This window comes from Roseivirga sp. (assembly GCF_965216855.1).
GTDB lineage: Bacteria > Bacteroidota > Bacteroidia > Cytophagales > Cyclobacteriaceae > Roseivirga.
On sequence record NZ_OZ244204.1, the window covers coordinates 2,002,950 to 2,023,702 of the forward strand.

A 20,753-nucleotide genomic window follows, 5' to 3' on the forward strand; every position below is an offset into this window, starting at 1 on the left:
GTTTTTTATTCATGAAGAAATTGAAATTCCACTTATTAGGCCTGTTAGCAGTCATTCTGGGACTAAACGCATGCTATTCAGACCAGAAGAAACTTTCAGAAATGGAAGTTTATGAAGGGCCTTTATATGAGTCGGAAGATGTTAGAATCCTATTTACTGATTCCACTGTAGTAAGGGTAGTCATTACCGGAGCCAAACAGCTCCAGCATCAGAATGGCGATATCGAATTCCCTGATGGTATCAAGATCGTTTTTTATGATAAGAATGGTCAGCAAACCTCGGAACTAACTGCCCAAAGTGGATACAAAGAAAATGACAGCAACCTATATCGCGCCAATGGCGATGTGTTTGTCAACAACCTCCAGCAAAAGCAAACATTAAGAACTGAAGAGCTCTTCTGGGACCCTGAAAAAGAGCAGATTTACACTGAAAAATTCGTAATCGTAGAAACTGAGGCGGAGATTATTCAGGCCGAAGGTATGACCGCTCCCCAAGATTTCTCCTCTTATGAGTTTACTAACCCAAGAGATGCTACCTTTACCGTAAAAGAAGAGTTTTGAAGAATCTGGGCGATACTATATTTTTTTCTTTGAGTGTGGTGTGCTTCATAATCGGTGTACACCAAACCATGACTTATGGCATAGCAGCCTCCTACTTCATTTTTATGGTATCGCTGGGTTTACTATTTTTAGTTAGATATAGAAGGGCGAAAAGAAAGGAAGAAGAAAAACAACAGCCCCAAAAGAAAAAGCCAAAGAAGCGCTAAATGGATACTTATCAACTGACCATGATTTTGGTCTGCCTTGTTCTCTCCGCATTTTTCTCAGGTACTGAGATCGCTTTTGTAAGTGCCAGCAAGCTCCAGATTGAGCTCCAGAATCAACAGGGAAAACTCACAGGCCGCATCCTGGCCTTCTTTACCCAAAAACCTTCCAGGCTTATCAATACAGCACTTGTTGGTAATACCATTGCCCTGGTGATCTACGGTATTTTTATGGCCAGTGTACTGGAACCACTTATAGCAGCCAAGCTGCCTGAAAGCTTCAACTCACAAAGTACTGTGGTAGTATTACAGACTGTTCTGTCGACTCTGATTGTACTCATTACGGCTGAATTTACCCCTAAAAGTATTTTCCTGCTCAATCCTAATAACCTGCTCAATCTGTTGGCCATTCCAATGATCATTATCTTCTTTATCATGTTCCCCGTGGTATGGTTGATTGAGCAGATGTCTAAGTTCATTATCATCTACGCACTAAAGCAGCAGTATTCAGAAGATCGCCAGGTTTTTGGTCTAACGGACCTGAGCAACTACATCAAGCAGAATACCCGTGATGACATCAGGAAATCCAAGGTGGAACTGGATACCAAGATTTTTAATAATGCATTAGAGTTCAAAACGGTGAGGGTCAGAGAGTGTATGATTCCCCGTACAGAGATTTCTGCGGTAGATATTGAAGATACGGTCGAAGACCTTAAAGACGAATTCATAGAAAGCGGGCATACTAAAATCCTGGTTTATAGAGACAGCATAGACGATGTTATTGGCTACTGCCATGTACTCGATCTCTTCAAAAAGCCTAAGGACATTGAGAGTATGCTTACACCCATTATCATTGTGCCGGAAACCATGCTGGCCAATGAACTGATGATTCAATTCATCCAGGAACGAAAAAGCCTGGCTCTGGTGGTAGACGAATTCGGAGGCACCTCCGGCATTGTGAGTCTTGAAGATGTGATCGAAGAGATCTTTGGAGAAATTCAGGATGAGCATGATGAAGACGAAGACTGGGTAGAACAAAGAATTGATGACAACAAGTATATACTCAGTGCCCGTCACGAAATAGACTACCTCAATGACAAGTTCGACTGGGATATACCAGAGGGCGACTACGACACGCTGGGTGGTTTTATTCTATCCATTACCGAAAGCATTCCGCAAGTCCATGATGTTGTAAAACACGGCCCATTTGAAATCAAAATAGTTTCGATGGAAGACGCCAGAATAGACAACGTTATGTTTATCTACCATTCAGACGAAGAAGACTGATTATAAGGCAGTTTTAGGCCATTTTTCCTTTGACTTTCGGGCATAATTCATTTATGTTTGCGCCTATTTAAATTTTAACCGATGTCTATAATCAATACGCTTCGTGAGAAGATGGGACGACTCCTGGTAGTCGTAGTGGGATTTTCGATTTTAGCTTTTGTTTTAACCGACCTGGCGACTAATCAGAACCTGTTTGGCGGTGGCGCCAGAATAGTTGGAGAAATTGATGGCGAAGATATTACGCAGGAAGAATTTGCCACTATGGTAGATAATTACATGCGTAGCTATGGCTATCCTACCGGCAATCAGCAAGCAACCCAATTTGCAAGAGAACAAGTATGGCAGGGGCTTATCAGCCAAACTGCTTTCTCTAATAAGTTGAGACAACTTGGTCTTGAGATTAGTACCAATGAAAGAATTGACCTGGTTCAGGGCAAGAACTTGTCTCCTGTAATGCAGAATTTCTTCAATCAGAGCATAGGCACAACCGACCCTACTCAAATCAAAGGCTTTCTGGCAACTCTTGATCAGTATCCGGCAGAATATCAGGTATATTTTACCAATGCTGAGCAGCAGGCAATGAGCAACAGACAAGTGCAGAAGTTCGAAAACATGTTGCTTAAGACTCAATATGTGACCCTTGCTGAAGCCCAAAGACAATACAGATCACAATTCGGTTTCGTAGAAACTGATTACGTATACGTACCATTCAGTTCAGTAGCTGATGATCAAATCGGACAAGTAAGCGATAGTGATATCAGAAACTATATTGCCGAACACGAAGAAGATTTCAAAGTAGAAGAGTCTAAAGACGTTGAATACGTTTCATTCCCTGTAGTACCTTCTGCTCAGGATTCTGCCATGTACCGCGATCAGATGGCGGAAATTCAGGCGGCTTTCGAAGATGAAACTAATAATGATTCAATCTATGCTATCAGCATGACCGAGCAGGGCATTGGATTCACTACTTACGATCCAAGTGCACTACCCATCTCTGTGGCTAACAACCTGACTACTCTGAAGAAAGGTGACATCATCGGACCTGAGCTTCAGAACGGAATTTATACGATCCACAAAATCTCTGACATTGTCCCTTCTGAGAACGCCTTTGCCAGAGCAAGCCAGATCGTGTTCTTCCTTCAGGGAAAAACTCCTTCTGAGCAATCAACAGTAAGAGAAACAGCCAGAAGCGTACTGAGAAGAATCAACAATGGTGAAGCATTTGAGCAACTGGCCAGAGAATATAGCGATGGACAGTTCAGCACCAGTGGTGGTGACCTGGGTTGGATCAAAGACACCGACTCTAAGGTGGCAGACATCAAAGACGAAATCTTCGGTGCTTCGAGAACAGGAGTCATCAGAAGACTGATTGAGAAGAATAATAAAATCTACATCGTCAATGTAACTCAAACACCTATTAAGCAACGTTTCAAACTGGCTCAGGTAATTGTTGAAATGGTTCCTTCATACGAAACCAGCAACGAAGTTTACCTGCAGGCTGCTGAATTCGCTGCTAATGTGAGCAATGCTCAGGAGTTCAGAGACTATGCTGCCAACAATGGCTACTCTGTATTCCAGGGCTCTAAAATTGACAAAAACGCTAACTCAATCGGTAGATTGACAGAAGCCAGACAAATCGTAACCTGGTTATATGGTGATGCTTCTATCGGGGATGTAAGCGACTTCGACCTGGATGGTGAATATGTAGTAGCGGTTTACACCAATGAAACAGAAGAAGGTGTTCAGTCAATTGATGAAGTAAGAGCTGAAGTAACTACTATTCTGAAGAATGAAAAGAAAGCCGAGTTCATCAAGTCTAAACTAAGCAGCCTTTCTGGTACTGCCAGTGCAATTGCTTCAGCCTATGGCGCAGAAGCTCAGTTGTTCAGCAAGCAAAACATCAGACTGGAAGATATGAGCATCGGTACTATCGGACTGGCTCCTGAAGCGGTTGGTGCAGCTTATGCCTTGCAAAACCCTGGAGATAAAACAGCTCCTCAGGTAATCGATGGCAATGGTGTGGTATTGATTGAACTAAAATCCAGATCAGAGGCTTCTGAATTAGGCGACTACACTGCTTATGAAAATGAGCTCCTACAGTTAGAGAGCACTAAACTACAGCAAAACATTGGCCTTGCCATTACAGAGAAAGTTGAAGTAACTGACGAGCGTTACAAGTACTTCTAAAAAATATCAAACCTGTAAGGAATAAAGAGGCTTTTGAAAGAGCCTCTTTTTTTGTTTAACTTTTAATCAAAGACCACATTCAATGGCGGGTAAGCAATTCGAAACAGATGAATTTAAGAGTAAGCTGGAAGCAGCCCATGACTTCCCTTCTCTTTATATGTTCAAGTTCATAGTCCTTGACGAAAAGAAGGAAGAAGTTAAAGCCCTTTTTCCTCTCAATGAGGTAAATTTCAAACCCTCGAGTAAAGGGAAATATACCAGCGTAACAGCCACGGTGATGGCTCACTCAAGTGATTTTGTCATTGACATTTATAAAAAAGCCCATAAAATAGAAGGCATCATCGCACTCTAATGAAGAAATTCCATCTGTTTGTTCTGTCGGGACTTTTGATTCTGGGCTGTAACCAGCCTAAGGAGCAAAAAGAAACCACCACAAAGCCTGATTCTGCCACAACTCCGCAGGAGAGGGCTTCAGAGCGGATAGAACCGGTATTCCCTGATGATGAGCTGGAGGAAAGAACAGACTGGCAAAATCCCGAGACTGTCCTTCAATCACTCGGAGACCTGAGTCAAAAGACTGTAGCCGATATTGGTGCAGGTTCAGGCTACTTCAGTTTCAAACTGGCCCGCCTTGCGGAGAAAGTAATCGCCTTGGATATTGACCCCAATGCACTGGAGTATATCGATGAACAAAAGGAAATAGTAGGCAATTGGGCCGACAACATTGAAACCCGCCTTACCCCACCCGATGTACCTAATCTGCTTCCCAATGAAGCCGATGCCGTATTGGTGGTGAATACCTTCAGTTTCATTCCTCAGCAGGAAACCTATTTCGAAAGACTCAAAGTAGGAATGAAATCAGGAGCGGAACTGGTAGTGGTAGACTTCAAGAAAGGGGGAATTCCTGTAGGCCCTCCGGAAGACAGAAAAATGGACTCGAGTGAGATTCGATCCATTCTCAGAAAGGCAGGATACAGCAAAATCAGAGTAGACGAAAACAGTCTGCAATATCAATACATTATCAAAGCCATAAACTAGCAAGCCATGTGGAAAGAAGAAGACAACAAGCTGACTAAAACTTTTGAATTCAAAGACTTTACAGAAGCTTTCGGCTTTATGTGCAAAGTGGCCATTGAAGCAGAAAAGATGAACCATCATCCCAACTGGTCGAATGTATGGAACCGGGTAAGCTTCGAACTTACTACCCATGATGCAGGGAATACCGTGACCGAAAAAGATCGTAAATTGGCTGAAATCATAGACCAGCTGGCCTGATGCTCGAAAAAATTCATCTATATCTGGTACCCACCCCCATTGGCAACCTTGATGACATCACGCTCAGGGCTATTAAAACGCTTAATGAAGTTGATGTAATTCTGGCTGAGGACACCCGAACTTCGGGCAAATTACTCAAGCACCATCAGATCAGTAAGCCATTGCAGAGCTATCATATCTTCAATGAGCATCAGGCAGTAGCCAAACTGGTTGAGCGGATGCGGGCGGGAGAAACCTTCGCACTGATTTCAGATGCCGGCACCCCTTCTATCTCAGATCCCGGATTTCTTTTGGTGAGAGAAACTTTGGCCGCGGACCTGGAAGTGAACTGTCTCCCAGGAGCTACCGCTTTTGTGCCTGCTCTGGTCAATTCAGGACTTCCATCAGACAAGTTTGTGTTCGAAGGATTCCTTCCCCACAAAAAAGGAAGACAAACCCGGTTGAAAAAACTGGCAGAGGAAGAACGCACCATAATACTCTATGAATCACCACACCGGCTGATCAAATCTTTAGAGCAACTGAAGGAATTTTTAGGTGACCGTCAGGCTTCGGTTTCAAGAGAAATTTCCAAAATGTTTGAAGAAACCGTTAGAGGAACCCTCTCCGAATTGATCCATCACTTTGATACCAATGGGGTGAAGGGTGAATTTGTGGTGGTAATTCAAGGTGCCGGTTAGGTACAGTCTATCGATCCAAAAGTAATTTTTGCCTTCGAAAAGTCAAGAAAGAGGTCTTCATGGGCTTCTATTTGATGAAACAAAAGCTTCCCCGGTTCAATGTCTTTAAGTCGGGGAAACGATGCTGAAGAAGACCCATCAGGCAATAAGATTCTGGAATAGTAATTGGTGATCATGAGATAATAAACCTGGTCCAATGACTTCCCCGAGTAATAGTAAGTGCGGTTAAAACAACCATCAAAATACTCAGTCACATGATAGCTGCCATCGGCAAAAACCAGTGAATCAACCTTCACTTCATAATAGCCATCCCAATTTTTCCACTTTATGCTTTTCGTGGTTTTGTATCTCTTCGATTTCATACCAAAAGAGCTTTCCAACTCTTTAGGATCCAACTGAAAGAAAGCCCAATCATTAAGCTTAGAAGGAGGAAAGTTGATCACTTCGGCATTCAAGGCATATCCTCTGTAATCACCATATTTCACCTGAACCCAAAATGTCTGTATGGTATAACCTCCCAGCCTTTCTGGCCTGTCAGGTGTCCCATCCAGCTCTCCGATCATTATCGTCAACTCAGACTCGGGTAATACATCAAGTCGCACCACCTCGGTGCCATAAGGCAGCCTGATTACCTCACTGCTATTCAAATCCGGAGATTCATAAATGGCTGTGGAATCGGGATTCCAGATAAAATACCTGTTAAATGACTCAAGCTGAGCCAGCAATGGTTCTCCGATACCAAGCAACAACAGAATGGTTATTCCCCTTAAATAGATAGTCATATGCATCTAATTCGATCTCAGCTGCTTCTCATACAGCCTATTGATTTTCTCCTTTGCGCGCATCAACCTCATTTTAGCGGCACTTTCCGAAATATGCAATGTATTGACGATCGTCTGGAGCGACTGCTTTTCCTTATACTTCAGCAATAAGAGTAATTTTTCTTCAGGTGTGATTTGCTCCAGCAACTGCTCCAGGGCAAGCATTAAAGATTCCTGATCTACTTCCTCCGCTTCAATTACCTCCTCCAGCTCAGATGAAAGCTTATCAGAAATAACCTGATGTGTATTCCTCTTCTTCTTTCGCAAATAGTCTACACAGGTATGATAAACGATGGTATAAAGCCAGGTCTTAAATTTGGCCTCAGACCTGAAAGTATTCAGCTGCATAAACACTTTAATGAATACCTCCTGGCTCAGGTCTGCTGCCTCGTCAGCATCTTTTACATACCCCTTACACTTCTTTAGCACATAGTCATGGTAACGATCGGCCAGCACAGAAAAATAACGTTGTGGACCACCTTCCTGAAGAAAGTGAACCAGCTCTTCATCGCTCAATTGAGAGTCGAGATTGCCCTTAACTTTTTTTTCTGTGTTCATGTGACTTTGTACCGCTGTCGCGTCTAAGAGTCACTAATGTATAAAGAAGATGCTGCTTTCTGAAAAGGCTGTTTTAGATATTAATATGCTCCCGCAACCCAATGATGTTACTTGCGGGCCTACCAGCCTTCAGGCGGTTTACGAGTATTTCGGTGACAACATTCAACTGAATGAGGTCATCTCTCAGGTCAAACAATTGAAGTCCGGAGGAACCCTCGCAGTCAACCTGGGCAACCATGCCCTTAAGCGTGGATACGAAGCCGTTATTTACACTTACAACCTGCAACTGTTCGACCCTTCCTGGTTCAGTGAGCCCGAAGTAGACCTGAACAATAAGCTGGCACTGCAGTGCCATTATAAACCTCAGCGAAAGATCAGGTTCGCCTCAACAGCCTACCAGAAATTTCTGCGTTTGGGAGGGCAGATCAAATTTGAAGACCTGACCCCTGCCTTGCTTAAGTCATTTCTAATGCAGCATCAGCCCATACTCACCGGCCTGAGTGCAACCTATCTATACCAGAGCCCGAGAGAAACTGGCGACTTCAAAATAGAATATGACGACCTGCGCGGTCTGCCTACAGGACACTTCGTGGTACTCAACGGTATTTCATCGGATGAAACCAGGGTTTCTATTGCAGATCCGCTTAAGAATAATCCCCTGGCCAATGGCCACCATTACGAAGTAGATATTCACCGACTGATTAACTCTATTATGCTGGGTATGGTCACTTATGACGCCAACCTGCTAATCATCAGACCTAAACAATGAACAAACTCATCGTTATCGAAAAGCCACACAAGTGGCAACTGGACATTCCCAACGTGGATGTAATCTCTGCCCATGACTACCTGTCGGAAGCTTCGGGCCAATTTGGTAAGAACACTAAGGTCATTAACCTCTGTAAGTCTTACCAATACCAAAGTGTAGGCTATTATGTCTCCCTATTGGCAGAAGCCCGAGGTCATAAGGTACTACCTGAAATTGCCACTATTCAGGATTTCAGGTTTCCATCCATGATCAAGGATGATGCGCAGGACTTTGATACCATCATTCAAAAAAGTCTGGGTAACAGTGCTTCAACCAGACATGAGTTCAAAATCTATTTTGGATATACCGAAGAGCTGACCAACTCAAGTCTGGGAATGCTTCTATTCAACCTGTTTCAATCGCCCATACTCAAAGCCGTATTCGTAAAACGCGACAAATGGGTGTTGGAAAACCTGAGGCCATTGAACATCTATGACCTGACAGGAGAAGAGCGACAAAAGCTCAGCGATTACCTCGGCCTGTTTATGAGCAATAAAAAGGTAGTGAGGAAGAACCACCAGCGCAGGAGGTTCGACCTGGCTATTCTGGTCAACCCGGATGACCCCAACCCACCCAGCAACAGCAGGGCGCTGCAGAAGTTTGTCAAAGCAGCAGAAGAAGTCGGGTTTAACACAGAGATTATTACCAAGAACGACTATGGCAAAATCACTCAGTTCGATGCCCTCTTTATCCGCGAGACCACCAATGTAAACAACCATACTTTCAGACTGGCTAAGAAGGCACAGTCAGAAGGACTGGTGGTGATTGATGATCCGGTCTCCATTATGCGCTGCACCAATAAGGTTTACCTCAACGAGCTGATGAGAAGCCACGGCATCAATACGCCCAAAGCAGCCATTGTCTCGAAGGAAAACCCTTCCAGCGCTATTGAGAAAATCGGGTTTCCATTCATTCTTAAAGAACCTGATGGTGCCTTTTCCAAAGGCGTAAAGAAGGTTCAGAATGAAGAAGAGCTGAACGAACTGCTGAAAGGCTTTTTCAAAAGCTCCGAACTATTGATTGCTCAGGAGTTTATGCCCACCCCATTCGATTGGCGGGTAGGCGTATTCAATGGCCAACCACTATATGTATGTAAGTACTTCATGGCCCGAAATCACTGGCAAATTATTGAATGGAAGAAAAGTGGAAAGGCTCAGGAAGGCAAGTCTGAAACCTACCCTGTTCATGAAGTGTCCAAAGCACTCATCAATACTGCCATCAAAGCCACCAAGCTCATTGGCAACGGACTCTATGGTGTAGACATCAAAGAGGTGAACAAGAAATTCTATGTCATTGAGGTGAACGACAACCCTAACCTCGATGCCGGAATTGAAGACAGAATTTTAAAGAACAGACTTTACGAGACCATTATGGAAACGCTGATGGATCGTGTCAAAATAAAACAATGAGTACCGAAAAAGCACACTTAAACCTGTTTCAGGCCTTCGGAATAGAGCTTGAATACATGATAGTTGATATCGAAACGCTTAATGTAAAACCGATTGCCGATGAGGTGTTGAAATCACTGGCAGGAGAAATTACCAATGAAGTCAGTTTCGGTAATATCACCTGGTCCAACGAATTGGCCCTCCATGTACTGGAGCTCAAGTGTACTACGCCTACGGCCGATTTAGAGCAACTATCGAACGATTTTGCCGAAGCAGTTCAACAGATGAACCAGGTACTCTCCGACTTTCAGGCTCAACTGATGCCATCTGCCGCACACCCTTGGATGGACCCTGAAACCGAAACCGTTCGCTGGCCACATGACAATGCTGAGATATATGCTACCTATGACCGCATATTCAACTGCAAAGGTCATGGCTGGAGCAACCTGCAAAGCATGCACATCAACCTCCCCTTCAATGGTGATGAGGAGTTCGCCCGACTGCATGCTGCCATCAGGCTACTCCTGCCTATTATGCCTGCTCTTTCAGCCAGCTCGGCTATCCTTGATGGGGAAGATACAGGCTATTGGGACAAGCGTTTAGATTTCTATCGAAAGAATCAGAAGGCAGTACCCATGCTCACGGGGCAGGTAATCCCTGAACCCGTCTTTTCGGAAAAGGCCTACCAGGAGGAAATCTTTGACCGGATAGCGAAAGATATTCAGGCTCATGATCCAGAAGGTATATTAGAACCTATCTGGCTTAACTCCCGAGGAGCTATTGCCCGTTTCGATCGAGGCGCTATTGAAATCCGTATTCTAGACATTCAGGAATGTCCACAAGCCGATTTAGCCATTGCCTCACTCATTATTCATGCGCTTAAGCTTTTAGTCGATGAGTACCTGGTTCCTCACGAAAGTCAAAAAGCATTTGAAACCGAAGAGCTGGCCACCATCTTCAAACATGTGATCAGGCATGGAGAACACAGTCTGATTCAACATGAAGCCTATCTCAATGCCTTCGGTTTGAATGCTGTAGATGAAATGACTGCCCTTGAAATCTGGCAGTATATCAAGAGAAAGATAGACCGAAAATTCCCTCATGCCCTCAAGTTCTGGCAGCAGGAAATAGAGCTCCTTTTCGATGAAGGGAGCCTTTCTACCAGGGTGCTGAATGCCCTGGAAGCCAACCTGGATCATGACAACCTGAAACTGGTCTATTCGGAATTATGCGATTGTCTGGAGAATAATCAAATGTTAAGAGAATGTCTGGAAGAAGCTTTTTAATCACCTGCGAACATGCCGGCAACTATGTACCCGGCAACTATCGCTATTTGTTTCTGGGAAATGAGGCCATATTAGATACCCATCGCGGTTACGACATTGGTGCAGGACCTCTGGCCGAATACCTGGCCGATTCACTCAAACTGACCCTCTATGTCAATATGGTGACCAGGCTTTTGGTCGACAGTAACAGGTCTAAATTCAACCCTGAAATCTATTCAGAGTTCAGCAGGTCATTGGATCCGGTGGTGAAAAAATTCATGACCAAGAAATACTACACTGCTTACAGGCAACAGGTCTATGAGTGGATTAAAGACAGAGCCCGAAAAACTGATCAGGTAGTTCACATTTCCATTCACACCTTTACACCTGTGCTTAAAGGAGAAGTGCGGAAGGCCGACATAGGTGTACTCTATGATGAAAAAAGAGAACCAGAAGCCCGAATAGCCGGCACCATGGCCAATGAGTTAAGCGCATTAGCCCCTCAGCTTACTACCAGACACAACTATCCATACCTGGGCACCGCTGACGGATTCACTACTTACCTAAGACGTGAGTTCAGACCCCAGAATTATTCAGGTATAGAAATAGAGGTCAACCAAAAACACCATGGTAAAGCGGAAATGGAAGAAGTGAAGAGAGCCCTGAAAGGAGCCATTGCCTCAATTATGAGTGAAGAAGCTGCTGTCTGTTAAAGTCGTTTCAACTTAGACATGGCGCATAATATGACCTATATTTGTGTCAAATCACCTGGCCATGCAAAAACTACTACAAGACGTCATTGTTCTGGTAAAAGAAACCGGAGACTTTATCCGCGAGGAGTCACTCAAATTCGATGAATCCAAAATCGAATACAAGGGCAAAAACGACCTGGTTTCCTACGTAGATAAAGAGGCTGAAAAACTGCTGGTTAAAGGACTGTCTGAAATTCTTCCAGGCAGTGGATTCATTACCGAAGAAGGAACTTCGAGCAAAAAATCGGATAGCTATAACTGGATCATCGACCCGCTGGATGGCACTACCAATTTTACGCATGGCCTGCCCGTTTATGCCATTTCCGTAGCACTGATGAAAAGAGGAGAATTGGCTTTAGGTGTAGTATATGAGCTAAATCGTGATGAATGCTTTCATGCCAGCAAGGGTGAAGGTGCATACCTGAATCACATGCCCATTAAGGTATCCTCCGTGAAAACGCTGGATAAATCATTATTGGCTACCGGATTTCCCTACTACAATTTTGAGCAAATGAACCGTTACCTCGCCATCCTCAACGACTTCATGCAAAATACACATGGCCTGAGAAGAATGGGCAGTGCCGCTGTAGACCTTGTCTATACAGCCTGTGGTCGTTTCGAAGGTTTCTTTGAGTATAATCTCAATGCCTGGGATGTGGCAGCAGGTGCCCTCATTGTGCAGGAGGCGGGTGGAAAAGTTACCGATTTCAAAGGAGGCAACGACTATCTCTTTGGCCGGGAAATTATAGCAGGTAACGTTGCTCAGCCGCAAATGCTTAAGGTCATTCAGAAACACTGGGGGAAGAAATAATGAGTGATCTGAAGAACAACTTTTGACTTTCAGCTCATTTCACGAACTTTGTCAGCCCATACGCAGTTCACTAGACAATGCAGGAATTAATCATTACCATACTCTTTTTAGCAGCTTCTTTCTTTATGGGTAGAAAGCTCTATCGTCAGTATAAAGCCAAAGACAGTTGTGCTACAGGTTGTGAAAAGTGCTCTCCTTCTGTCAGTCAAAAGGGTTTTAAAATGCCCGATCATCTTAAGGGCTAAGCCCAGACCTTCGTTCCTTCCGAACAGTTCTTACACATTTCAATCTCACTCCTCGAACGTATCAATTGCTGTCTGAAATGCTGGTATGATTGGCTTCTCCATACCTTTCGAAAAGACTGATCTTTCATTTCTCCCAGTTGATAGTGAGCGTCCTTGTCAAAACAGCAGGGCACTACTTTACCATCCCAGGTAATGACGCAAGAATGCCACATCTTCCAGCAATGATTCACCAGCTTGTTCTTAATGGCCCATTTACCATTAGCCAATTGCCGATAGCGACTATACTTCTCTATGCTTGGGATTAGCTCGGAGCCATCTTCGTAATCATAAACCTGGGCTGTTTTAAAAGCCACCTCATCCACACCCAACTCCTTAGCCAATTGCTTCACCTCCTCTAACTGGTGTTCATTTGGCTTCACCACCAGGTATTGAAAGATGATATGCGGAGTGCTGGATTTGAGCGCTCTCTTCCATTTCACCACGTTTTTGGTGCCTTCAATTACCCTATCCAACTTCCCTCCGATGCGGTATTGTTCGTAAGTCTCCTGAGTGGTACCATCTATGGAGATGATTAGTCTGTCCAGACCAGACTCCACCGTTTTACGGGCGACATCATCTTTCAGATAGTGGGCATTGGTAGAAGTGGCTGTGTAAATTTTCTTTTGGCTGGCATAAGTCACCTGATCGAGAAAGCGCGGATTCAGGTAAGGTTCACCCTGAAAGTAAAAGATGAGATAAGTAAGCCTGGGTGCCAATTCATCGATCACCTGCTGATAAACCTCCTCTTCCAGCATTCCCGTGGGTCGGGTAAAGTTCCGCAAACCACTGGGGCATTCGGGACATCGCAGGTTACAGGAAGTAGTGGGCTCCAGCGCAATACTGGTGGGCATTCCCCAATGATGGGCCTTGCCGGTAACTTTCGATACATAGTAACTGGAAACCAGCTGCACCATATTCCAAAGCCTTAGCGGACTAAGCCCTGAAACGTAATTCAATCCGTCTCGCCAATTACCATTCATGCTTTCAAGTTAGGGGCTGGAATAAACTCAGCAAAATTGAGTTGTATATTTGATGCATTAATGGAGAAAAGAAATAGTTTTAATCTATGAAGCTCAACTTACTGTTGCTAAGCCTTTTTACTTGTCTTAGTCTTTCAGCGCAATTTCCACAACTTTCTGATCAGGCAGAAGTGAGCTTGATTACCGTTGGCCCCGGCCCAAGTCTGGTAGATTGCTTTGGTCACAGTGCGCTTAGGGTGAAAGATCCGGCCCTGAATATGGACAAGGCCTATAACTACGGCATTTTTGATACGACAGAAAAGAATTTCTATCTCCGCTTTGCCGCAGGTACTGCCGAATACATGGTGGCCGCCTATGACTTTAGCCGTTTTTACAACAACTATCGTGGTCAAAACCGATGGATTACCGAGCAGGTATTGAATATAGACCAGGCTGAAAAGCAGGGTATATTCGATTTTCTGGAGAACAATATTCTTCCCCAAAATAAATTCTACCGTTACGATCAGTTCTTTGACAACTGCGCCACCAAGCTTCGCGATATTCCCCGCTCAGTGCTGGGCGACAGACTTCAGTTCCATGGTGGACACCTGGAAGAAGAAGCCACCCTCAGAGACCTGGTTGACGAAAACTCATTTAACCATCCGTGGATGGATCTGGGCATAGATATCGGTTTGGGCAATCTGGTCGACAAAGTAGCTGATGTGGAAGACCGCATGTATTTGCCCGACTATGTGCTCTCTGCCTATGAACATGCCACCATCAGTCGCAACGGACAAGAAGTGCCGGCCATCAAAGCCACCAATCAACTGTTTGAGTCTGAGTATTATGAAATTCACCGGGAAACTCTCAGTCCTACCTTATTGATTTCGGTAATCGCCCTGATCGTGATGATTCTTACCGTAAAGGACTATTTATCGAAAAGAAGATCTCGTTGGCTGGACTTTGTCCTTTTCCTGATCACGGGGCTGGTAGGCCTGGCTGTACTACTTCTTTGGGTAGCCACCCATCATACCACCACTGTGAACAACCTGAATATCTTATGGGCATTTGCCCCTAACCTGATTGTAGCCTTCCTGATGATTAAGAAAGAGCCCAAGCAATGGTTGATGGTTTATGTGCGCTTCCTTGTTATTCTGCTGATCGCCATGACTTTTGTATGGATAGGTCAATTACAGAACTACAATACCGCCATGATTCCTTTAATGATCATGCTGACTTTCCGCTATGTCTACCTTTGGCAAAAAGGTCTGGGAGGAACAAGAAAGAGAGCTTTTTAAAGCGCCTTAAAGCGAATCGCTACTCCTCCACCTCTTGCCATTTTTAAAGTCAGTTCATCACCCAACTTTACCGTCTTTTGAGTGATCTCATAAGCCGCCTGATTGGTTTCGAAATCCGCATCCGCTGCGTCCTGATAAATCTGTGCTTCATAGGTAACTCCTGCCTGTAAGAAGTCAAGTTCTATAGTGAGCTCTCTAGCATTTTCATTGGTAAGGCCTCCCAAATACCAATCGTGACCTCCTTTTTCCAGCCGGGCCATTACAATATACTCTCCGATTTCTCCATCGACCACCACTGAACCATCCCAGTCAGTTGGTACATCTTTGATAAACTGAAATGCTGCCTGACCTTCATAATGCTCAATCAGGTCAGATGCCATTTGAACCGGGCTGTAGACTACCACATATTCTGCCAGCTGGTAAGCCAGTGTGGTAGGCACATAAGCTCCTTCTTTATATTCATTCATATCGAGTTTGAATATGCCCGGAGTATAGTCTATTGGTCCACCCAACATACGGGTAAAGGGTACGATGGTGAGGTGTTCCGGTGGATTACCATAGCCCCAGGGAGAGTTAAACTCTGATCCGCGCAGGCCTTCTCTGGCCATCATGTTCGGGTAAGTTCTTCTGATTCCTGTAGCCTTAATGGGCTCATGGGCAAAGACCATCACCTCAGACTCAGCTGCCTTTTTCAATACTTTTCTGTAGTGATTCACCATCCATTGACCATGGTGATATTCACCTTCAGGAATGATAGGGCCAACATAACCCGTTTTCACGGCATGAATCCCCAGGTCTTTCATCAGGGCATAGGCTGTATCTAACTGTTGCTCATAAGTACGCGGAGCGGCAGAAGTTTCATGGTGCATAATAATCTCCACTCCTTTTTGCTTTCCATAAGCCACTACTTCACGGATATCATAGTCAGGATAAGGGGTTACGAAATCAAAAACACCTTCGCGATCTGGAAAACCAATCCAGCGCTCCCAACCTGTATTCCAGCCTTCAACCAACACCCCATCGAAACCATTCCTGGCAGCAAAATCAATATACTTTTTCGCCTTGGCAGTAGTGGCGCCATGCTTTCCACTGGCATAGTCCCAGGCCGAAGTTTGCAGGTGCATCTCCCACCAGATCCCGATATACTTGCCCGGCTTGATCCAGTCAGTGTTCTCCAATTGATTCGGCTCATTCAGGTTGACGATCAGCTTGGATTCGACCAGGTCACCGGCTTTCTCTCCTACCTGAATGGTTCTCCAGGGAGTATGAAAAGGAGCCTGTACTTTAGCCTTCCAGCCATTCAGTTTAGAGGGTACCAATGAGCTGGTCAAAGTTCTTTTATCCTCCTCAATTCGGAGGGTCATTCCTGCATAATCGGTTAGGTTAGCCTCATGAATACTGATATACAAACCATCCTCACTCTTCATGGTCAGCGGTGTATTGACCGCATGTTTTTCCATTATGGTGGTGGCCGCCAACAGGCTGCCATCGACCAATGAAGAGTCTATTTCGCTGATCTTATGGCTCTGATACAGGTATTCATAGCTATCGTAATCGGCAGGAATCCACCAGGTCTGATGGTCTCCGGTAAGTTGAAACTCACTGCGTTCGTCATCTATAATCACTTCGCTCAGGCCTTCCTGCTGAGGAAACTCATATCGAAAACCAATTCCTTCTTCATAGAGCTTAAAATGTACATCAACCAACAGCTGGTCTGCGGGACGCTGAAAATGGAAAACATAGGACCTGAAGTCATCGATGATTACCCCGTCTTCTCCCCAAAGAGGCCTCCAGGTTTTCTTACTGCCGGTACTGTCTACACCTACTAATTTCAGATCAGTGCCTACAAAACCATGATCCCGCAACTCCATACCCAAAGTAGATTCCAGCAATACCGGTTGACCTTTAAAATTCATGCTATAAGCCAAATGGCCATCAGTGTTCTCAAATACCTTCACCTGAACGGCACCCTTTGGCGACTTCAGGGATGTTGAGAAATGATCTGAACAGGAAAAGAGAACAAAGGGAAGCAGAAGAAAAGCAAGCTTTTTCATAAGGTTGAATTTGTTGTACAATTTAAGAAGAAGGTGAATTGTTGCAACTTGCAGGATCAATCCTTAACGATTTCATCAACTACATCTCTGATGAGATCCGCTTCAAAACCCTTATTGTATAAGTGCTGAGTCAGTTTGCCCTTGATAACATAGGCTGAATTTCCTTCGAGCCGGGCATATTTCCTTTGGGCGTGTTCTCTGAGGGCGTTCCAATAATCATCCGGATCGATTTCTTCCATGCCCTTTCTAATACAATACTCCGAAAGCCGATGTGGCCTCAGACTTTGAAGTATCTTTTGTTTGCCCCACTTCTTCATTCGGAATTTCCCTCCAATAAAAGCCTTGGCAAAACGCTCTTCATTAATGAAACCCTCCATGATCAGTTCAGTGAGTACCTCCTCTACATCATCCTGATGTAAGCCATAATCATAAAGTTTATCGCGCACCTGTTGCTGAGACCTTTCCTGGTAGGCACAATAGTCTGCCGCCTTGAGCTTGGCAGTTTTTCTGTCGTAAGTCCTTTTCGGCTTGGGCTGATCGCGATCGAACATGAGGCTGAAATTAAGTAATAGGCTTATCTAAACTAAGAGGCTCTGCAAAAACCTCTTACTCCTTTTCCAATGTCGGCCAAATCAATGAGCTCAGAGTGATAAGAGCAATTTGTTAAATGAATAAATTCAATGATTAATTGTATTAAATCAAATCAAAATTTAGATTTGACTCTGTAAAATCAAAACGCACTTTCTGATACTAGCATTAACCACAACTAAACTTTTGTGTTATGCTAATCACCAGACTGAAATCAGTTTTGATTTTCGCAATCCTGGCAGCCGTTTTTTCATGTGCTGACCCGTACGAGTCTTCCGAAGTAGCGCTAGAAAATAGCAGAAGAGCTGTCCAGCCAGAAGACATTCCTCATGTAACTTCCAAACTATTCGACAGGCTTGGTCTGGCCAATGGTACCGAAAGGTTCAGTATGGCTTCAGCAACCGGAGAGCCGGAATTTACCATTGATTGGGAAAAAATACTGGAAAGTATCGACTCATCCGGTACAGCCACCTACACTTTTTATCTTCATTCCAATGCAACCAGACCAGGGGAATTCTATAACCTGGTGATGCGACTGGATTCCGAAAACAATGCCTACAAGCCATTTATTGTCAGGTATACCATGACAGACGAATTCTTGCAGCAGTATCTGGCAACAGGTTCTATGGAAGGGTTTGATGGTGAAATGAGCATTATACCAGTAAAGGGACCTGATAGTGGTACCGAGTACCAGGCCAGTTTACCAGACCATGTCAGGTCCATCACTCCTGACAAGGATTGCCCCGAAGAGAATATAGGTTTCGATGATGGCTCCTCTGGTGGCGGGGGTGGTGGACCTTCGACAGGAGGACCTACAGGGGGTGGAGGTAGCTGGGTTACTGTAACACGCTGTGATTATTATCTGGTCAAGAACTATTACGACACCTATGTAGACGGAGAATATTCGAGCACCAATTACTACTACACCATGGAGAAGGACTGCTATGAGTATTCATACCTTTCTCATACTGAAGTAGCTGGCGAAGATGATTGTGATTTAGGTGATGGTGAGATTCCGATTATTGATCCCACTCCTTTCTCTTCAAATATCTGCAATAAGATTATTGCTTTTGACAAAATTCCAACTGACGATTCCGAAACGAGCTTTACGGGTGAAGTTAGAAGAGTTCATGTGCCTGCCGTCCATACTGAAACAGGGGAGTTTGTTGAAGCCTTTTGGGGAGCCTGGTGTGTAACTTTTGGTACTTCGGCAAACTTGGTTAACAATGAATATAAAGCTTCAGAAATTTTTAAAGAAGCCTGGAGGCTATCAACAATTCAAGTGGAAATTTGGTTGAATAGGCAGGAATCAAACCCCGGGAAATTAACCTTCTCCAATCAATTTTTGTCTATTTTTAATTCCAACATTACGGCCTTGGCAAGTACCTCTGGTGAAGGTTATGTCCATATTGTCCCTAGTACAAAATCATGTAAAAGCGTACGATCAACCTGGTTGACATACTGTAAATGATACCTAATGAATAATATCTATCTCCCAAGAGAATACTCTAAAATGGTGTTGGCCTTAAAGGACCTATTCTATTTTAAGAGCCCCCTCAAAGACGCTGTTATTGAGTTGGATAAGCTGGAAGACAAAGGCTCATATAGGAACACCATCCTTGATTACTCAGATTGCGGGACTCAATGGAAGACTTTATTGAATGAACTGAGAGCAACTTATCCAAACCTTAAGGTTAGCAACACAACCAATGCACAACAACCCTCCTGGAATGGCGAACTTTTTATCGAGCTGAACGAATTCGGTTACCTGGCAGGCGCTCTGAGCATTCGATTTAGCATCAGTCGGCTGGGGCCATACTTTACGGTTTTAGGGATTGACGGGGTGAAGCTTAATAGAGCACAAAACATGCCATCGGAAAATGACAAAAGAAAATATAATGGCTTTATGCCATATACGGTACATGCCTCTCCCAGTGCACTTTTTGAACCTTATTATGAAGATTTGAGAAAGGCAATTAAGGCTCACTTCCCAGACAGCAGACAAATTCCCTGCGAAGTACTATTTGAGAGAATCCCTGGTCTCAGGACTGACGAACTAGACCAGGACAGGACAATCTATGAGGCTCTGTTTCTAGGCGAGATCAAAACCTTCTTTTCCATAAAAGGCAATAGATACTACCCTCAATCTGACTGGCTTGTTGATTAATGCATATTCCAAGCACTTCCATTATTAAATGTGACGATAAAACTGTGGAAGAGAAGAGTGAGTTCGAATTCGATGACTAGACAACTTTTCATTAAGGACTCATAAGCACCAAAGAATAAATGGAATGCGCGTCAAACATGTAACTAAAAATGAAACAGCTATTTCAGTATAAAGTCATTCCAATCTTGGCCCTTATTACGGTTGCTGGTTATTTTGTCATTCTCAACCCAACCATTAAACAAGGACAAATCAATGTTGAGAATTCGAAGTCTTTGGTTTTAGGTATGTCAAAGGAAGAAGTTCTGAAAGTTATGGGTCCACCAAACTCCATTTCAGAAGAAACTACTCAAGAGGGTGCTACCGAAACCTACTATTATCAGCCACCACCATTTTCGTCAGATGGCATTTTTGTTGAGTTTGATCAGCATGAGCAAGCAACCAAAATAGTGTATTACGAATAATGTTAATCCACTTAAAAAAATTAACCAGAGCCATTAGCCCCTGTTTTGATTCGTGACAGACAGTTAAAGAAAACTTCAATGTACAATAGAGCTTTAAAATTGACGAACCGTTGTTGCGAACAACAAGCCTGAACAGCCCATAAAAAAAGCCTGACTACTTAGTCAGGCTTTTGTGCGCACGAGAGGAGTCGAACCTCCACGCAACTTAATGCACCACCCCCTCAAGATGGCGTGTCTACCAATTCCACCACGTGCGCAGGAAAGGTTGGCAAAAGTAAATAAGAATTCCGCTTTTTCAAATAATTCATTGTTGCCTTTAATCCTTTCTACTTTGTAGGTACCCTAGTTGT

General features: G+C 44.0%; 22 protein-coding genes and 1 tRNA gene. 17 read left to right on the forward strand and 6 right to left on the reverse strand.

Annotation, left to right across the window (positions count from 1 at the left end):
• Positions 1-11 precede the first annotated feature (11 nt).
• From lptC to rsmI, 7 genes are all read left to right on the forward strand, one after another.
• Positions 12-560, forward strand: coding sequence for an LPS export ABC transporter periplasmic protein LptC (gene lptC / locus ACOOEY_RS09005; RefSeq protein WP_420388341.1), 549 nt, complete (start codon positions 12-14; stop codon positions 558-560).
• A 206-nt stretch (positions 561-766) separates the two neighbouring features.
• Entirely contained in the window at positions 767-2,050 is a 1,284-nt protein-coding gene (locus ACOOEY_RS09010) for a hemolysin family protein (protein WP_420388342.1), read from the forward strand.
• An 81-nt stretch (positions 2,051-2,131) separates the two neighbouring features.
• On the forward strand, positions 2,132-4,237 hold the full coding sequence (locus ACOOEY_RS09015; RefSeq protein WP_420388343.1) for a peptidylprolyl isomerase: 2,106 nt from the start codon (positions 2,132-2,134) through the stop codon (positions 4,235-4,237).
• 82 nt (positions 4,238-4,319) lie between these two features.
• The gene (locus ACOOEY_RS09020; RefSeq protein ID WP_420388344.1) at positions 4,320-4,589 is read left to right on the forward strand and encodes a DUF493 domain-containing protein; all 270 of its coding nucleotides are present in this window, start codon (positions 4,320-4,322) and stop codon (positions 4,587-4,589) included.
• Positions 4,589-5,275 carry a class I SAM-dependent methyltransferase gene (locus tag ACOOEY_RS09025; protein WP_420388345.1) on the forward strand — a complete coding sequence of 229 codons (687 nt, stop codon included), beginning with the start codon at positions 4,589-4,591 and terminating at the stop codon, positions 5,273-5,275. Before ACOOEY_RS09020 ends, ACOOEY_RS09025 begins: the two co-directional genes overlap by 1 nt.
• 6 nt (positions 5,276-5,281) lie before the next feature.
• Positions 5,282-5,512, forward strand: a complete 231-nt coding sequence (locus ACOOEY_RS09030) for a 4a-hydroxytetrahydrobiopterin dehydratase (protein WP_420388346.1) — start codon at positions 5,282-5,284, stop codon at positions 5,510-5,512.
• A complete protein-coding gene (gene rsmI, locus ACOOEY_RS09035) occupies positions 5,512-6,189 on the forward strand; it encodes a 16S rRNA (cytidine(1402)-2'-O)-methyltransferase (RefSeq protein ID WP_420388347.1) in 678 nt (225 codons plus the stop codon). The genes ACOOEY_RS09030 and rsmI overlap by 1 nt, the downstream gene beginning before the upstream one ends.
• On the opposite strand, the gene ACOOEY_RS09040 is transcribed toward rsmI, so the two are convergent.
• The gene (locus tag ACOOEY_RS09040) at positions 6,186-6,971 is read right to left on the reverse strand and encodes a hypothetical protein (protein ID WP_420388348.1); all 786 of its coding nucleotides are present in this window, start codon (positions 6,969-6,971) and stop codon (positions 6,186-6,188) included. The two genes, rsmI and ACOOEY_RS09040, sit on opposite strands and share 4 nt — an antisense overlap.
• 6 nt (positions 6,972-6,977) lie before the next feature.
• The gene (locus ACOOEY_RS09045) at positions 6,978-7,568 is read right to left on the reverse strand and encodes an RNA polymerase sigma factor (RefSeq protein ID WP_420388349.1); all 591 of its coding nucleotides are present in this window, start codon (positions 7,566-7,568) and stop codon (positions 6,978-6,980) included.
• 49 nt (positions 7,569-7,617) lie between these two features.
• Between ACOOEY_RS09045 and ACOOEY_RS09050 the strand changes: the two genes are divergently transcribed.
• The 6 genes from ACOOEY_RS09050 to ACOOEY_RS09075 all read left to right on the forward strand — a co-directional run bounded on the left by ACOOEY_RS09050 (position 7,618) and on the right by ACOOEY_RS09075 (position 12,837).
• Positions 7,618-8,337 (forward strand): peptidase-C39 like family protein, encoded by a 720-nt coding sequence (locus ACOOEY_RS09050; RefSeq protein ID WP_420388350.1) that lies wholly within the window; start codon positions 7,618-7,620, stop codon positions 8,335-8,337.
• Complete coding sequence (locus ACOOEY_RS09055; protein WP_420388351.1) at positions 8,334-9,785, forward strand: RimK family protein; 1,452 nt, start codon at positions 8,334-8,336, stop codon at positions 9,783-9,785. Before ACOOEY_RS09050 ends, ACOOEY_RS09055 begins: the two co-directional genes overlap by 4 nt.
• Entirely contained in the window at positions 9,782-11,050 is a 1,269-nt protein-coding gene (locus tag ACOOEY_RS09060) for a carboxylate-amine ligase (RefSeq protein ID WP_420388352.1), read from the forward strand. Before ACOOEY_RS09055 ends, ACOOEY_RS09060 begins: the two co-directional genes overlap by 4 nt.
• On the forward strand, positions 11,029-11,742 hold the full coding sequence (locus ACOOEY_RS09065; RefSeq protein WP_420388353.1) for an N-formylglutamate amidohydrolase: 714 nt from the start codon (positions 11,029-11,031) through the stop codon (positions 11,740-11,742). The genes ACOOEY_RS09060 and ACOOEY_RS09065 overlap by 22 nt, the downstream gene beginning before the upstream one ends.
• 55 nt (positions 11,743-11,797) lie before the next feature.
• On the forward strand, positions 11,798-12,592 hold the full coding sequence (locus ACOOEY_RS09070; protein ID WP_420388648.1) for an inositol monophosphatase family protein: 795 nt from the start codon (positions 11,798-11,800) through the stop codon (positions 12,590-12,592).
• A 77-nt stretch (positions 12,593-12,669) separates the two neighbouring features.
• Positions 12,670-12,837: a FeoB-associated Cys-rich membrane protein gene (locus tag ACOOEY_RS09075; protein ID WP_420388354.1), complete on the forward strand. Its 168-nt coding sequence runs from the start codon at positions 12,670-12,672 to the stop codon at positions 12,835-12,837.
• On the opposite strand, the gene ACOOEY_RS09080 is transcribed toward ACOOEY_RS09075, so the two are convergent.
• Complete coding sequence (locus tag ACOOEY_RS09080; protein WP_420388355.1) at positions 12,834-13,856, reverse strand: SPASM domain-containing protein; 1,023 nt, start codon at positions 13,854-13,856, stop codon at positions 12,834-12,836. The two genes, ACOOEY_RS09075 and ACOOEY_RS09080, sit on opposite strands and share 4 nt — an antisense overlap.
• An 86-nt stretch (positions 13,857-13,942) precedes the next feature.
• Here ACOOEY_RS09080 and ACOOEY_RS09085 point away from each other — a divergent pair, with 86 nt between their 5' ends.
• Positions 13,943-15,133 carry a DUF4105 domain-containing protein gene (locus tag ACOOEY_RS09085; RefSeq protein ID WP_420388356.1) on the forward strand — a complete coding sequence of 397 codons (1,191 nt, stop codon included), beginning with the start codon at positions 13,943-13,945 and terminating at the stop codon, positions 15,131-15,133.
• Here the strand turns inward: ACOOEY_RS09085 and ACOOEY_RS09090 are convergent.
• The gene (locus tag ACOOEY_RS09090) at positions 15,130-17,187 is read right to left on the reverse strand and encodes a glycoside hydrolase family 97 protein (protein WP_420388357.1); all 2,058 of its coding nucleotides are present in this window, start codon (positions 17,185-17,187) and stop codon (positions 15,130-15,132) included. The two genes, ACOOEY_RS09085 and ACOOEY_RS09090, sit on opposite strands and share 4 nt — an antisense overlap.
• 56 nt (positions 17,188-17,243) lie before the next feature.
• Positions 17,244-17,738 carry a regulatory protein RecX gene (locus ACOOEY_RS09095; RefSeq protein WP_420388358.1) on the reverse strand — a complete coding sequence of 165 codons (495 nt, stop codon included), beginning with the start codon at positions 17,736-17,738 and terminating at the stop codon, positions 17,244-17,246.
• 230 nt (positions 17,739-17,968) lie between these two features.
• Between ACOOEY_RS09095 and ACOOEY_RS09100 the strand changes: the two genes are divergently transcribed.
• The 3 genes from ACOOEY_RS09100 (at position 17,969) to ACOOEY_RS09110 (ending at position 20,403) form a co-directional block, all read left to right on the forward strand.
• Entirely contained in the window at positions 17,969-19,246 is a 1,278-nt protein-coding gene (locus ACOOEY_RS09100) for a hypothetical protein (protein WP_420388359.1), read from the forward strand.
• Positions 19,247-19,252: 6 nt separating this feature from the next.
• Positions 19,253-19,942 (forward strand): hypothetical protein, encoded by a 690-nt coding sequence (locus tag ACOOEY_RS09105; protein ID WP_420388360.1) that lies wholly within the window; start codon positions 19,253-19,255, stop codon positions 19,940-19,942.
• Between the two features lie 149 nt (positions 19,943-20,091).
• Positions 20,092-20,403 (forward strand): hypothetical protein, encoded by a 312-nt coding sequence (locus ACOOEY_RS09110; protein WP_420388361.1) that lies wholly within the window; start codon positions 20,092-20,094, stop codon positions 20,401-20,403.
• Between the two features lie 173 nt (positions 20,404-20,576).
• Here ACOOEY_RS09110 and ACOOEY_RS09115 read toward each other — a convergent pair.
• Positions 20,577-20,660: transfer RNA gene (locus ACOOEY_RS09115), tRNA-Leu, on the reverse strand.
• Between the last annotated feature and the right edge of the window lie 93 nt (positions 20,661-20,753).